This is a genomic window from Arthrobacter sp. V1I7, from assembly GCF_030817015.1.
Lineage (GTDB): Bacteria > Actinomycetota > Actinomycetes > Actinomycetales > Micrococcaceae > Arthrobacter.
Window position 1 is genome coordinate 3,786,720 of sequence record NZ_JAUSYS010000001.1, and the last position, 13,211, is coordinate 3,799,930.

Annotated in this window: 12 protein-coding genes and 2 pseudogenes; 3 read left to right on the top strand and 11 right to left on the bottom strand. The window is 66.7% G+C overall.

What is annotated here, in order from left to right; all coding sequences use genetic code 11:
* Position 1 precedes the first annotated feature (1 nt).
* The 6 genes and pseudogenes from QFZ69_RS17350 to QFZ69_RS17375 all read right to left on the bottom strand — a co-directional run bounded on the left by QFZ69_RS17350 (position 2) and on the right by QFZ69_RS17375 (position 6,045).
* Positions 2 to 1,054, bottom strand: a complete 1,053-nt coding sequence (locus tag QFZ69_RS17350; protein ID WP_307000304.1) for a ribonuclease HI family protein — start codon at positions 1,052 to 1,054, stop codon at positions 2 to 4.
* Between the two features lie 289 nt (positions 1,055 to 1,343).
* Positions 1,344 to 2,981 (bottom strand): chaperonin GroEL, encoded by a 1,638-nt coding sequence (groL, locus tag QFZ69_RS17355; RefSeq protein ID WP_306913112.1) that lies wholly within the window; start codon positions 2,979 to 2,981, stop codon positions 1,344 to 1,346.
* Positions 2,982 to 3,297: 316 nt separating this feature from the next.
* Entirely contained in the window at positions 3,298 to 4,560 is a 1,263-nt protein-coding gene (locus QFZ69_RS17360; protein ID WP_373461910.1) for an ABC transporter substrate-binding protein, read from the bottom strand.
* A gap of 74 nt (positions 4,561 to 4,634) precedes the next feature.
* Positions 4,635 to 4,838, bottom strand: coding sequence for a cold-shock protein (locus QFZ69_RS17365; RefSeq protein ID WP_306913114.1), 204 nt, complete (start codon positions 4,836 to 4,838; stop codon positions 4,635 to 4,637).
* Positions 4,839 to 5,022: 184 nt separating this feature from the next.
* Entirely contained in the window at positions 5,023 to 5,643 is a 621-nt protein-coding gene (locus tag QFZ69_RS17370) for a LytR C-terminal domain-containing protein (RefSeq protein WP_306913115.1), read from the bottom strand.
* 83 nt (positions 5,644 to 5,726) lie between these two features.
* Positions 5,727 to 6,045, bottom strand: a pseudogene (locus QFZ69_RS17375) (DUF3263 domain-containing protein).
* 170 nt (positions 6,046 to 6,215) lie between these two features.
* Between QFZ69_RS17375 and QFZ69_RS17380 the strand changes: the two are divergent.
* Together QFZ69_RS17380 and QFZ69_RS17385 are read left to right on the top strand one after the other, a co-directional pair.
* Positions 6,216 to 6,968 carry a uracil-DNA glycosylase gene (locus QFZ69_RS17380; protein WP_373461911.1) on the top strand — a complete coding sequence of 251 codons (753 nt, stop codon included), beginning with the start codon at positions 6,216 to 6,218 and terminating at the stop codon, positions 6,966 to 6,968.
* A 51-nt stretch (positions 6,969 to 7,019) separates the two neighbouring features.
* Complete coding sequence (locus QFZ69_RS17385; protein ID WP_306913117.1) at positions 7,020 to 7,859, top strand: siderophore-interacting protein; 840 nt, start codon at positions 7,020 to 7,022, stop codon at positions 7,857 to 7,859.
* 86 nt (positions 7,860 to 7,945) lie between these two features.
* On the opposite strand, the gene QFZ69_RS17390 is transcribed toward QFZ69_RS17385, so the two are convergent.
* Positions 7,946 to 9,442, bottom strand: a complete 1,497-nt coding sequence (locus QFZ69_RS17390) for a threonine/serine exporter ThrE family protein (protein WP_306913119.1) — start codon at positions 9,440 to 9,442, stop codon at positions 7,946 to 7,948.
* Between the two features lie 32 nt (positions 9,443 to 9,474).
* On the bottom strand, positions 9,475 to 10,548 hold the full coding sequence (locus QFZ69_RS17395) for a peptidoglycan bridge formation glycyltransferase FemA/FemB family protein (RefSeq protein WP_306913121.1): 1,074 nt from the start codon (positions 10,546 to 10,548) through the stop codon (positions 9,475 to 9,477).
* Between the two features lie 115 nt (positions 10,549 to 10,663).
* Between QFZ69_RS17395 and QFZ69_RS23395 the strand changes: the two genes are divergently transcribed.
* Positions 10,664 to 10,936: a tryptophan-rich sensory protein gene (locus QFZ69_RS23395; protein ID WP_373461719.1), complete on the top strand. Its 273-nt coding sequence runs from the start codon at positions 10,664 to 10,666 to the stop codon at positions 10,934 to 10,936.
* Between the two features lie 4 nt (positions 10,937 to 10,940).
* On the opposite strand, the gene QFZ69_RS17405 is transcribed toward QFZ69_RS23395, so the two are convergent.
* From QFZ69_RS17405 to gcvH, 3 genes and pseudogenes are all read right to left on the bottom strand, one after another.
* Positions 10,941 to 12,338, bottom strand: a complete 1,398-nt coding sequence (locus tag QFZ69_RS17405; protein WP_306913124.1) for an L-serine ammonia-lyase — start codon at positions 12,336 to 12,338, stop codon at positions 10,941 to 10,943.
* 219 nt (positions 12,339 to 12,557) lie between these two features.
* Positions 12,558 to 12,689 (bottom strand): annotated as a pseudogene (locus tag QFZ69_RS17410) (serine hydroxymethyltransferase); the annotation flags it as partial.
* Positions 12,690 to 12,755: 66 nt separating this feature from the next.
* Positions 12,756 to 13,139 carry a glycine cleavage system protein GcvH gene (gene gcvH / locus QFZ69_RS17415; protein ID WP_306913125.1) on the bottom strand — a complete coding sequence of 128 codons (384 nt, stop codon included), beginning with the start codon at positions 13,137 to 13,139 and terminating at the stop codon, positions 12,756 to 12,758.
* Positions 13,140 to 13,211: the final 72 nt, after the last annotated feature.

The following is a 13,211-nucleotide window of genomic DNA, read 5'->3' on the forward strand; positions in this document are numbered from 1 at the left end:
CTCAAACCTCGGAAGGACCCGTACCGGACCCAGGCCCCGGAAGGCCCCGTGCCGGACCCCAGGTCTCCGGGGTGCCCTGATGGAAGCGGAGCCGCCATTGGGCGCCGTCACGGACCCATAGGGAGCTGCGCAGGGTCGTCCGGGAGCGGGCGTAGCTGCGGTAGGTCAGCAGGACAGTGCTTTCACTCAGGCGGTCGGCGCCCAGCAGCTCCAGCTCGATGGGGCCCGCAGGGCTCTCCTCCAGCTCCATCATCACGGCATCCCGGGTCCAGATCCGGCCCGAGCTCCCGATCTCGGTGAAGTCCGGATGCAGCAGCACGCCCGTGCGTCCGAGGTCTGCCCGGGTTTCCGGCCGGAGGAGCTCGCGTTCCAGCGCTTCGACGATGGCCTCCGGGCTGGCGTCCGTGCCCGGGGCAGGCGTGGACTCCTCCTCGAGCTCGCTGAAGAGATCCGGCTCCTCGAATCCTCCGGCCTGGCCGAAGAGCTCCTGCTGGCTTGGCCGCGGCGACACTGCCGGAAGCGTTGGCGGCGCAGTTATGGGCGCGCGTGCTGCTGCGGGGTGCGGAACCTCGCTGGGGCTCTCCGCCGTCGTGCCGAAGCCGGGGCCCTGCCGCACCGCGACGCCCTGCTGGTAGGCAGTGGCCGCGGCTCTGGCGCGCTCATCGGCAGCCTCGTTCAGGTCGTGCCCGGCATGGCCGCGGACCCACTCGAACGTGTACTTGCGGCCACGCAGTTCCTGGTCGATCTCCTTGAGCAGTTCCACGTTCAGAACGGGCTTGCCGTCCGACTTGCGCCAGCCCTTCCGCTTCCAGCCCGGCATCCACTTCGTGACGGAGTTGATGACGTACTGGCTGTCACAGAGGATGTGCAGATCCTCGCCCGGGAGGTGCGCCGTGGACCGGAAAAGGTCCAGGACGGCCATCAGCTCACCCTGATTGTTGGTGCCATGCGGCCATCCCCCGGCCCGCCAGCAGTCATCGTTCACGTACCAGGCCCATCCGGCCGGGCCGGGATTTCCTAAAGCCGAACCGTCGGCCGCTGCTGTAATCGTCACTGCACTATCCTGCCAGACCTCCCGCTCCGCACCCACGCATGCCTCCCCGCCCCGCCAGGACCCACCCCGCCAGGACCTGGGCTCGCCCGGCCACCCGGCCCCCGCCAGGACCTGGGCCGGAAGGACCTGGGCCCGCCCAGGCCGCCCTGCCACCCGCCGGCCGGGACCGGGGGCAATGCCGGGCAGAGCGGCGGGTTAACGCCGGCGGCGGTCCCACCCTGAGGTGGAACCGCCGCCGTTGAACTATGCGTTCAGCGCTGATGTGTTCAGCGAAGGGAGAGCCGGGTGGTTAGAAACCGCCCATGCCGCCCATACCGCCCATGTCGTCGCCGCCGCCCATGGCCGGAGCGTTCTTCTCCGGCTTGTCGGCCACAACGGCCTCGGTGGTGAGGAACAGGCCGGCAATGGAAGCCGCGTTCTGCAGGGCAGAGCGGGTGACCTTGACCGGGTCGTTGATGCCGGCAGCCAGCAGGTCGACGTACTCGCCGGTTGCTGCGTTCAGGCCGTGGCCTGCAGGCAGGCCGCGTACCTTGTCGACCACAACGCCCGGCTCGAGGCCGGCGTTGAAGGCGATCTGCTTCAGCGGGGCGTCGATGGCAACGCGGACGATGTTCGCACCGGTTGCTTCGTCGCCGTCGAGCTGCAGGTTGGCGAATGCCTTGGCGCCGGCCTGGATCAGGGCAACGCCACCGCCGGCGACGATGCCCTCTTCAACAGCAGCCTTGGCGTTGCGGACTGCGTCCTCAATGCGGTGCTTGCGTTCCTTGAGCTCCACTTCGGTGGCGGCTCCGGCCTTGATGACTGCAACGCCGCCGGCCAGCTTGGCCAGGCGTTCCTGCAGCTTCTCGCGGTCGTAGTCGGAATCGGAGTTCTCGATCTCGGAGCGGATCTGGGAAACGCGGCCGGCGATCTGGTCGGCGTCGCCTGCACCCTCGACGATGGTGGTCTCGTCCTTGGTGACAACAACCTTCCGGGCGTGGCCCAGGAGTTCGAGGCCGGCGGTCTCGAGCTTGAGGCCGACTTCCTCGGAGATGACCTGGCCACCGGTGAGGATGGCGATGTCCGCGAGCTGCGCCTTGCGGCGGTCGCCGAAGCCCGGAGCCTTGACGGCAACGGACTTGAACGTGCCACGGATCTTGTTCACGATCAGGGTGGCCAGGGCCTCGCCCTCGATGTCTTCGGCAATGATCAGCAGCGGCTTGGAAGACTGCATGACCTTTTCGAGGACAGCAACCAGTTCCTTGACGCTGGAGATCTTGGAGTTGACGATCAGGATGTACGGATCCTCAAGGACCGTTTCCTGGCGCTCTGCGTCGGTGACGAAGTAAGCGGAGATGTAGCCCTTGTCGAAGCGCATGCCTTCGGTGAGCTCAAGTTCCAGGCCGAAGGTGTTCGACTCCTCGACCGTGATGACGCCTTCCTTGCCGACCTTGTCCAGGGCTTCGGCAATCAGGGCGCCAATCTCGTCGTCGCCGGCGGAGATGGACGCGGTGGCGGCAATCTCTTCCTTGGTTTCGATTTCCTTGGCTGAAGCCAGGAGTTCGCGCGTGACGGCTTCGACAGCCTTCTCGATGCCGCGCTTGAGGGACAGGGGGTCAGCTCCGGCCGCGACGTTGCGCAGGCCTTCCTTGACCAGGGCCTGTGCCAGCACGGTTGCGGTGGTGGTTCCGTCGCCGGCGACGTCGTCCGTCTTCTTGGCAACTTCCTTGACCAGCTCGGCGCCGATCTTCTCGTAAGGGTCGTCCAGCTCGATCTCCTTGGCGATGGAAACACCATCGTTGGTGATCGTGGGGGCGCCCCACTTCTTTTCGAGGACGACGTTGCGTCCACGCGGGCCGAGGGTGACCTTGACGGCGTCGGCGAGGATGTTCAGGCCCCGCTCAAGACCGCGGCGTGCCTCTTCATCAAATGCAATGATCTTGGCCATAACGGCAGTAGTCCTTTCGGGACAGTCGTTAAGAATGAACCTCGCTGCGGTGCCCGCGACGGACGATCCAACACCCGGCAGCCTCTGTACGCCGCCAGGTCCGGGATCTCACCCAGCCAGGTATTTCTTTCGCTCCCAGTCCGTCTGCCGCACTTCGTTACCGGTGGAACCGGGCGTCGTTTTAGCAGTCGATACGCGGGAGTGCTAAGTCAATAATTAGCACTCCCCCGGGGAGAGTGCAAGCAGTGCACGTCCCGCTGGGGGCCGTTTCGGCTCCCTGCCCGCCTTCTGTTGCGGCACAATTCGCTACGGGCGATCAACCGCCGCTGCTGCTGGCCGTTTCGCTTCCGCTCAAGGTGGCGTGGTTATCCGAGCCATAGTCGAACACCATGTAGTTCGCTGAGGTGACATCGCCATTGGAATCGAAGTTGATTACTCCGGATTGGCCGTCGTAGTCGGGGCGCTTGCCCGCGCGCAGGACGTCGATACAGGCCTGGTAGGACGTGCAGACCGCCGTTTCGCCGGCGGGCTGTGCCCCGCCGGCGGGCTGCACCGCGCCTCCGGAGACGGCGATCAGCCGGGCCGCGATGGAGGTGCCTGCGTCGTCGTTTGCCGCTGCCGCCGCGATAACGGCCAGGTTGACCGCGTCGTATGTTTCTGCGGCAAAGGTCATGTCTTTCAGGCCTGGATCAACGGACACCAGCTCGCCCTGGAAATGGGCCGAGGGAAAAACACCGGGCAGGATGCCGCGTGCCCCGTCGAGGGCTCCTGACCCGAGACCGGAGCCGTACTCGTTGACTGCGCCGTCGCTGAGGATGAGCTTTCGTCCCCCCAGACCGGCGTTGTTCAGCTCCGCGATGGCGCCTTGCGCACCGTCCCGGGCGACGAGCACGACGGCGTCCGGGGCTGCCGCCTTGGCGGCGGCGGCCGCCTGTTGCGCATGACCTGGCCTGAATTCCGCGACGGCCACCGGCCCCAGTCCGGCGTCTTTGGCCGCGGCGCCGACGGCGGCAGAGACGCCTTTGCCGTAGCCGCCTTCCTCGTACACGATGGCAAGGGTCTTGGCGCCGCCGTCCTTGGCGAGCTTGACGAGGACGGCGGCCTGGGCGACGTCGGCTGTGGAGGTCCGGAAATAGTACCCGCCGCTGTTGTAGGTGCTCAGTCCGCTGGCCGCGTTGGCAGGGGAAATCAGTGCGACCTTGGCGTTGGACAACACATCGATGGCGGCGGGGGCGCGGCTGGAGTCGGTCGGACCGATGACGACGTCCGCCTTGGCGGCCGCGAGCTCCTTGGCCTGGGCGGCGGTGTCTTCGCTGATGGTCTCGGGTAGCAGCTCGACCGGTTTGCCTTCATGTCCGCCGGCGGCGTTGATTTCGCGAACGGCAAGTTGTGCCGCCGCCAGCTGGGCGGTGTTGAGGAAGCCTTGCCTGCCGGTGTTGTCCAGGAGCAGGCCTACCCTGAGCGTGCCGTCGCCGCTGGCCTCAGCGCTCTGCACCCGGTCGCCGCCCGCGGGTGCCAGGCAGCCGGTCAGCGCCAGCAGCGCTGCGGCGCCCCCCGCGGCGGAGCGGCCCAGCCGCAGGGCGGCAGTCCGGCGTCGGACGGGTTTGGGTCCGGCAGGATCACGCCTGGCGTGCGCTGCCGCAGGGACTGCCACTAGGCCGGCCGGACGCTTTCGGCCTGGGGGCCCTTCTCGCCCTCGCCCACTTCCAGTTCCACGCGCTGGCCCTCATCGAGGGCACGGTAGCCCTCGCCCACGATGGCTGACCAGTGCACGAAGACGTCATCGCCGGAGTTGTCCACGGTGATGAAGCCGTAGCCCTTTTCGGCGTTGAACCACTTGACGGTTCCCAAGGCCATGGTGCCCACACTTTCAGCTAGCTGGCGGTCGCCGCACCTCGATGTGCGCCGCGGAATGCGAAAACGAAGTCCGCAAAACACTGTACCCGCGGCGGTGCGCCGGTGCGCAGGGTGCAGGCCGCGCCGGTGCCTAATAGTTATTCAGGCGTAACCGAACAGGGCTGCTGGAAGCCGGACCCCGGGGCTACTGGAAGCCGGGCCCGAGGACGACGACAAGCGGCATGTTGAACTGGGCGGAGTCGACAAGGGACTGGATGCCGAGCAGGGAGGCCAGGGCCTCGGCGTTGGACCTCTGCTGCGCCCCGTTGTAGAAGATCACCGAGCTCGTCTGCCGCGCGCCGCCCCAGTTGCCCCGCGGGCCCAGGATCCAGCCGTCGGAAGCGACGGTATCGCCGACCCGTCCCGCCAGTCCGGGCGTCCCGGTGGCGTTATAGATTGCGACGGGCTGCGTCTTGTCCACGACGGCGGCGTCCTCCGGCGTGGCCGTGGGCGACGGCGCGTCTGACGGCGTTGCCGTGGCCGACGGTGACTCACTTGCGGCGGCGGGGCTGCCGGCGCTGGGCGCCGGTGAAGCGGTCGGGCTGGCGGACTGTTCCGCGGTCACGGCCGAGGAGTTGCCGGCCGAGTTGAAGCCAAGCTTCGGCAGGAACAGGAAAGCCACCAGGCCGATGACCAGCGCCGCGGCGCCGACGGCCAGGACGGGGGCCAGGCTGCGGCGTCGGGATTCGGCCGCTGCCCGGTGGACACCCTGCCGGGTGGGGGTCTCCGGGACCTGGTCAAATTCATCCCGCGCATATTTGGTCATGGTAAAAACGACGTCCTTGCTGATTTCTTACGAGTTGCCAGGGCCTTATCGGCGCGGAAATGTCCGCGCGTCCGGCCGGTGCTTTACGCGTCTGAGCCCAAGCGGCGAGCAGTGCGGGCACGTTGCGCGTGACGTACGTAGTCTACGCAATCTCTTCACCAGCATGGGATCGTGGGCCAGCGCATCCTCGGTATCGATCAGCGCATTGAGGATCTGGTAGTAATGCGTCGCGGAGAGGTCGAAGAGTTCCCGGATGGCCTGTTCCTTGGCCCCGGCGTACTTCCACCACTGCCGTTCGAGGGACAGCATCTGCTGATCGCGGCTGCCCAGCGGCGACTCGCTGCGGGTATGCACGGTAAACGATTCCGGCGTCGAAAAGTGCTCTTGCGCTGCTTCGGACACGACACACTCCCTGACTGGATCCGACTGAAGGACAATCCCATGTTACGGGCGAATAACACCCTTGTCATTTGGGACCCTGCGAGAATGGAGCGGTGCCTGCCTCCGACTCCTCCCGCGCCGACTCCTCCCGTACCGGCCGGCCCCGTACCCGCAACGCTGTTGCAGCGCCGCTGTTCGAGCTGGAACCGGCGCCGGCTGACATTTTGGGCTTTGCGCAGCTGGCACGGCTGCCGCTGGCGGAGCTCGTGGCTCCCGACTGGGCGGAGGCGCTGACCCCCGTGGAGGGTCAGCTGCGGGACGTGCTGGGATTCCTCGAGGCGGAGGCCGCCGGCGGGCACGAGGTGCTGCCCCGGCCGTCGAACGTGCTGCGGGCCTTCCGGCAGCCACTGGCCGGCGTCCGTGTCCTCGTTGTGGGCCAGGACCCCTATCCGACGCCGGGCCATGCTGTCGGATTGTCCTTCGCGGTCGATGGCGGCACCCGTCCCGTCCCGCGCAGTCTCGCCAACATCTACCGGGAACTCGACGCCGATCTGGGGCTCCCGCCGCGGATCCATGGGGACCTCGGCCGCTGGGCGGAGCAGGGCGTCCTGCTGCTGAACAGGGTGCTCAGTGTCCGGGCAGGGGCGGCAGGATCGCACCGCAACAAGGGCTGGGAGGCGATTACGGCGGCCGCCATCAGTGCCGTGGCGAACCGCAGCGCTGCAGCCGGCGGACCCGCGCCCCTCGTGGCGATACTTTGGGGCAAGGATGCCGAATCCGTCCGCCCGTTGCTGGGTCCGACGCCGGTGATCGCCAGCGCGCACCCCAGTCCGCTGTCGGCCGCACGGGGTTTCTTCGGCTCCCGTCCCTTCAGCCGGGCCAATGCCCTGCTGCAGGCCCAGGGAAACGGCACTGTGGACTGGGAGCTGCCCCCGTGTCCGTAACCCGGGTTCCCGGCACGGAGAATTAACAGCGTAGTTGGCTAGGCTTGGCCCATGACCACACTTCCCGCCACCACCTCGGCCAGCCGAAAATCGCGACCACAAGTCAACCTCACGGTGCTGCGCCGCGAACAGCTCTCTCCGCACATGGTCCGCATCGTCGCAGGCGGTCCGGGCTTGGACGGGTACGTCAACAACGACTTCGTAGACCGCTACGTCAAGATTGCGTTCCCGCAGCCCGGGATCGAGTACTCGGAACCGCTGGACCTCTGGACCATCCGCGAGACCATGCCGCGCGAACAGTGGCCGCACACCCGCACCTACACGGTCCGCTGGGTCGATGAGGCGGCCGGCGAGCTCGCGATCGACTTCGTCATCCACGGCGATGAAGGCCTCGCCGGCCCCTGGGCGGCTTCCGCGCAGCCCGGTGACAGCATCGTCTTCACCGGCCCCGGCGGCGGCCACAACCCCGACCCGGCCGCGGACTGGTACCTCTTCGCCGGCGACGAATCCGCCCTGCCGGCGATTGGCGCCGTGATCGAGGCCCTGCCGCAGCACGCCCGCGGCCTCGCGTTCCTGGAGGTGGACAGCGAGGCGGACGTCCAGGCGATCGCCGCACCCGCCGGCATCGACCTGCGATGGCTCTTCCGTGCAGGCGTCGCTGCCGGCGCCAGCGAGGTATTGATCAACGCCGTGCGCGACTCTGAATGGCCCGAAGGCCGGGTCCAGGTCTTCGCCCACGGCGAGCGTGGCTACATGAAGAGTCTGCGGGACGTCTTCTATGCCCAGCATGGACTTGACCGCGGACAGGTTTCGCTCTCCGGTTACTGGGCTATGGGCCGGGTGGAAGACGACTTCCAGGCGGAGAAGAAACTGCCCGTAGGGCAGATCTAACAGCAAGATCCAACCGGCCAAACCCAGCCAGCCGGGCCGGTGCTAGCGACGCCGTGCCCGGCCGGCCCCGATGAGCCGGGCCGGTGCTAGCGGCGCCGTGCCCGGCGTCGTTCGTTGCTGGCCAGGCTCTTCGTCAGGGGCCGGGCGAGGGTGTCACCGAGCACGATGCCGGCCGCAACGCCCAGCACGATGGCCCCGGCGTTGAGCATCCCGCCGGCGCCCATCAGGATCTCGGATTCCTCGATCGTCAACACATACATCGACCGGAATATAGTGAGTCCGGGCAGCAGGATCAGCGCGGCCGGAACGGCCACCACCAGCTGCGGTGCGCCCATCCGGAGGGCGACCACGCGGGCCAACAGGCCGATCACAACCGCGGCGAGCGCCGGCGAGAACCGCGGCCCGACCCCGAGGGCCTCGCCGCCGAGCAGGACGAGGTAGCCAACGACGCCGATGGTCGCCGTGGGCAGCAGCAGCTGCCAGCTGGTCTGCTCGGTGATGCCAATCGCGACGACGGCGACGGCGATCATGATGCCCACCGCCCACCAGGGATACGCGGGCGGGAATGTTTTGGTGACGTCGATCGGCTCCATCCCGGTCATGTCGCCCACCACGAAGCCGACCGCAATGCCGGCAACGAGCGCGCCGAAGGTCAGCATGGTGGAGAGGAAACGGCCGGCCGCCGTGACCGGGAATCCGTTGATCGCATCCTGCACCGAGGAGACGAGCCGACCGGTCGGCAGCAGCAGCAGGATTCCGCCCACCACCACGATCTCGGGGGCGATCTGGATCCCTAGCGGGCCGCCGAACCGCCACAGGAGCAGGGCGATGAAGGTGACCAGGAAGGAACACGACGCCGTGATGAAGAAGTCCGGCGTGCGCCAGCGCCCCAGCTGCCGGGCCAGCAGGCTGACCAGCAGGTTGGACAGGAAGGCGACCGCCGAGGCGCCGGGCCCGCCGCCGAGGACACCGACGAAGACGGCGGAGAATACGCCGAACGCTACCGTGACCATCCAGCGGGGGAACGGCTTGGGGCTGCGGGTGATCTCCTCGAGCCGGCGCACGGCCTCCTCGCGTCCGACGCCGCCAACGACGATGTCCGTGACCAGTTGGTGCACCTTCGCCAGGCCAGCGTAATTGTTGGTCCAGGACCGCACCACGCGCAGCAGGGAGATGGGCGTCTGGTCCTTCGGGGCGTAATTGATGGCCACCGACTGGTTGGTGATGTCCACCTCGATGTTCTTGAGGCCCAAGGCCGCGGTGATGGCGATGATGCTGGTTTCCACTTCGAGGGCTCCGGCACCGTACCGGAACATGGACTCTGCCAGATGCAGTGCGAAGTCGATGGTCTTGCGCGCCGAGGTGTCAACGCCGCCGACCTGGATCATCGGATTGGCGTAGGGGCTGCCGGCAAGCCGGTCCACGATGCTCATGGGCGCTGTCGGCGGATTCTCGCCCTGCACCAGCCTGCGCAACATGCGCTTCGCGGCGACGTTCTGGCGCACCTGCATGGGCGACATCGGCTCGGTCCGGGGCAGTCCGTCCGTGTGCGGCCTGCGTCGGCCGTCGGATTCTTTGGTCATGTCCGGCCTCCTAAGTTTCGGTTGCAGCCGGTTCAGTAAAACTGCTGGCCCGTGCGGCGTGTGTGGATCTGGCGGGCCAGCCGCTCCCCGGCGGCCATCCACGCCTTGTACTTCAGCGGGCTCAGCACCTGGTCGTAGCAACCGACGAAATCTGTGACGGTCTTGCTGAAACTGGTCTTGAACAGGCCCAGCCCGTGGAACGGGTTGGACGTGTCCTTGAGCTGGTCGCTCGGGGGCGTGCCGCAGAAATCGTATTCGGTGCAACCCAGCTCTTTAAGCTGGTTGATGGCGGTCCACTGGACGAGGTGGGAATCGCCGTACTGGCTGCGCTTCTGCAATGAACCGCCATCCTTGTAGGTCGCTTTGCGGCCGTAGTTGATGACGAAGGCGCCCACGGACGGAACGCCGTTCTCATAGACGAACAGCAGGCGGCCCTGGCCCCGGTTGAGGAAGTTGGTCCAGAATTGGCGGTAGTACTCGAATTCGCGGACCCGGACCTGCGATTTGGCTTCCACCGTCGTGGTCATGAGCGCATACATGGCCCGGAAGTTCTCCTCGGTGGGCTTCACGTTGTGGACTTCAACGCCTTCCCGGATGGCCCGACGGACGGCGTTCCGCCCGCGTGAATGAAGGTTGCGCAGGAGCTGATTCTCCTCCGGGGAGATATCCAGCAGGGCCGTCGAATCGTTGGGCTGCAGGTTGTGGGTCTTGACGAGTCCTGCCCCTTCGATGACTGTCCTCGCTTTGTCAAACAGCACGATGTCCGGCTCGATCTTGATCGCGAAGACGCCCAGCCTGGCGCGTTTGACGAAGTCGGCGTTGGCGGCGGCGATGCCGGGGATGTCCTCGACCGAGGCAACGTCCGGGCCCTTGATCAGGTACCAGAGTTTGCCCAGGAGTGGGAAGGACTTCTCCAGCACGAGGTTGTAGCTGGTGTAGTCAGCCGTCTCATAGACGAGGTGCAGGGGCTTCCAGCCGAAATGCTGCTTGACCTCTGCAAAGGCCTCCGATTGGAGGAGATTGCCGCCATTGGGGTTCGCGGTGACGTGGGCATCCCAGTTGGCGATCTCTTCGGCGGAGGCAAAGCGGGCAGTGAATTCACGCAAGGGTGCGGTATCCAATCATTGCGGTACGAGCTTCGGCGGCATGCGGACATGCACGCTCAAGTCTATCTGCCCGCCCCTGTGCTCCTGCCCGGAACGCAGCCTGAACGGACGCTGAATGGAGGGGTTGCGCTGGGATCATGCCGGCACACGACCAACCGCCCGCGCCACTGTCGGCGGCACCCTTGCAGGGCTCGCAGGGCAGCACTTTACGGGTTCCCTGCTGCTCGGGCTGCTGGTGTCCCTGGCCGCCTCCGCCCCCGTGGCCAGGCCTGGGCGGGCTGGATACTCCGGTCCGATCAGCCGTACGGCAGGGCTGCTGATGCTGCCGTACCTGTCGTGGATCGTGTTCGCCTCGTCACTGAACCTGTGGGCAGCGCTCCACAACTAAGGCCTCAGCACTCCACCACGTTCACGGCGAGGCCGCCCATGGCCGTTTCCTTGTATTTGGAGCTCATGTCCTTGCCGGTCTCACGCATGGTCACGATGACCTCGTCCAGCGACACCCGGTGCGACCCGTCACCCCAGAGCGCCATCTTGGCGGCGTTGATCGCCTTCGCGGCGGCGATCGCGTTGCGTTCGATGCAGGGGATCTGGACGAGCCCGCCGATGGGGTCGCACGTCAGCCCCAGGTTGTGTTCCATCGCGATCTCCGCGGCGTTCTCCACCTGCGCCGGCGTCCCGCCCATCACCTCGGCCAGGCCGGCGGCGGCCATCGACGACGCCGAGCCCACCTCGCCCTGGCAGCCCACCTCCGCCCCGGAAATCGAGGCCTGCTCCTTATAGAGCACCCCGACGGCGGCGGCGGTGAGCAGGAACTTGACCACGACGTCGTCGCGGTCCTGCTGCGTGGCCTTGTCCATGCCCGGGGCGAAGTGCAGGGCGTAGTAGAGCACCGCCGGGATGATGCCGGCCGCGCCGTTCGTGGGCGCGGTGACCACCCGGCCGCCGGAAGCGTTTTCCTCGTTGACGGCGAGGGCGATCAGGTTGACCCATTCCTGCCAGTACTTCGGGTCCCGGTCCTTGTCCTCCTTCAGCAGGCGGTCATGCCAGTCGGGAGCCCGACGGCGGACCTTCAGCCCGCCGGGCAGCAGGCCAACGCGTCCGAGGCTGACCTGGACACAGCCCTCCATCACGGAGTAGATGTGCAGCAGGCCCTCGCGGATCTCCTCCTCCGAGCGGCTGTCTTCTTCATTGATCCGCATCACCTCACTGATGCTCAGGGAGGTGATGCGGCAGTGTTCCAGCAGCTCCGCAGCGGTGCGGAACGGCAGCGGAAGCTCTTTCTTGGACTCGTCGAGCTCCTCGAGCGCGGCGTCCTCCTCGCCCTCACTCACGATGAAACCACCGCCGACCGAAAAGAAGGTGGCACTGTGCAGGACTTCGCCGTCGACGCCGGACACCGTGAACGTCATGCCGTTGGTGTGCCGCGGCAGGATGGTCAGCGGGCGCAGCACCATGTCCTTCACCCCGTAGGGCAACGGAACGGATCCGGCCAGCTGCAGCAATCCGGTTTCGGCGATCACGGCCAGCCGTTCCTCCACGTCCTCGGGCAGGATCAGCTCCGGGTGGAAGCCCTCCAGGCCCAGCAGGATCGCGGTCATGGTGCCGTGGCCGTGCCCGGTGGCGGCGAGGGAGCCGTAGAGGTCCACCCGCAGCGACGCCACCCGGTCAAGGACCCCGGATGCCTTGAGCTCTTCGGCGAACACCGCTGCGGCCCGCATGGGACCCACGGTGTGCGAACTGGACGGTCCTATCCCGATGGAAAAAAGGTCAAAGACTCCAACAGCCATTGTCGGTTCCTAACTAGGTCTAACTGTGGCCCGGCAGATGGTCCTGCCGGAAAGCTGTGGGACCGCCGGTCGGCGGCAACACGGCCGCATGCACGGCGCCGGGCGGCAGCTTATGGCGGCGGCCCGGGCATCGTGATCTGAACTGACACTTCTCTACTGCTACTTCTGTGCTGCTACTTCCGTTCTACTACTTCTGCACTGCGGACCCTAGGAGAGGTTCAGCATGGAGCCCTGCGCCTGCATCACGGCAGCGGCCGTGCGGTTCTCCGAGGCGATCATCTCCAGGCCGTCCCGCTGGCGGGTCAGCTCATCGTCGATCTCCGCGGCGATCTCCGGGTCCAGCGCGGACAGGTCCGCGTCAGGGACGGGGACATGACCTACTCAAACGATGCCGTCGCGAGTGCTTTGCCGGGGCGCTCACAGTTCGCCGCCGTTGGTTGCTGCGTACTCTTCAGCGGACATCAGCGGACCTTCTTCGGTCACAGCGACCTTGAACAGCCAGCCGGCACCGTACGGGTCGCTGTTGATCAGCGCGGGGTCGCTCACGACGGCGGGATTGATCTCCACGACCTCGCCGGTCACCGGGGCATACAGGTCCGAGACGGACTTGGTGGACTCCACCTCGCCGCAGGTCTCCCCCGCGGTCACCGCCGAGCCCACCTCGGGCAGGTCCACGTACACAATGTCACCCAGGGCATCGGCGGCCACGGCCGAAATGCCGATCCCGACAGGGCCGGATCCGTCCGCAGCAACCCACTCGTGCTCTGCGGAGTACTTCAGTTCAGCAACAACCTTGCTCATATGTGTCCTTAATTTGGTTTGTGAAAGTGAGAGAGCGCTGGCTCAAACCCTGCAAGATGTGAGAGAGCGTTG

Coding starts and splice junctions, on each gene's coding strand:
- groL (WP_306913112.1), bottom strand. CDS start 2,981: ATGGCCAAGATCATTGCATTTGATGAAGAGGCACGCCGCGGTCTTGAG.
- QFZ69_RS17365 (WP_306913114.1), bottom strand. CDS start 4,838: ATGGCCTTGGGAACCGTCAAGTGGTTCAACGCCGAAAAGGGCTACGGC.
- QFZ69_RS17370 (WP_306913115.1), bottom strand. CDS start 5,643: ATGACCAAATATGCGCGGGATGAATTTGACCAGGTCCCGGAGACCCCC.
- QFZ69_RS17385 (WP_306913117.1), top strand. CDS start 7,020: ATGACCACACTTCCCGCCACCACCTCGGCCAGCCGAAAATCGCGACCA.
- QFZ69_RS17390 (WP_306913119.1), bottom strand. CDS start 9,442: ATGACCAAAGAATCCGACGGCCGACGCAGGCCGCACACGGACGGACTG.
- QFZ69_RS23395 (WP_373461719.1), top strand. CDS start 10,664: ATGGAGGGGTTGCGCTGGGATCATGCCGGCACACGACCAACCGCCCGC.
- QFZ69_RS17405 (WP_306913124.1), bottom strand. CDS start 12,338: ATGGCTGTTGGAGTCTTTGACCTTTTTTCCATCGGGATAGGACCGTCC.
- gcvH (WP_306913125.1), bottom strand. CDS start 13,139: ATGAGCAAGGTTGTTGCTGAACTGAAGTACTCCGCAGAGCACGAGTGG.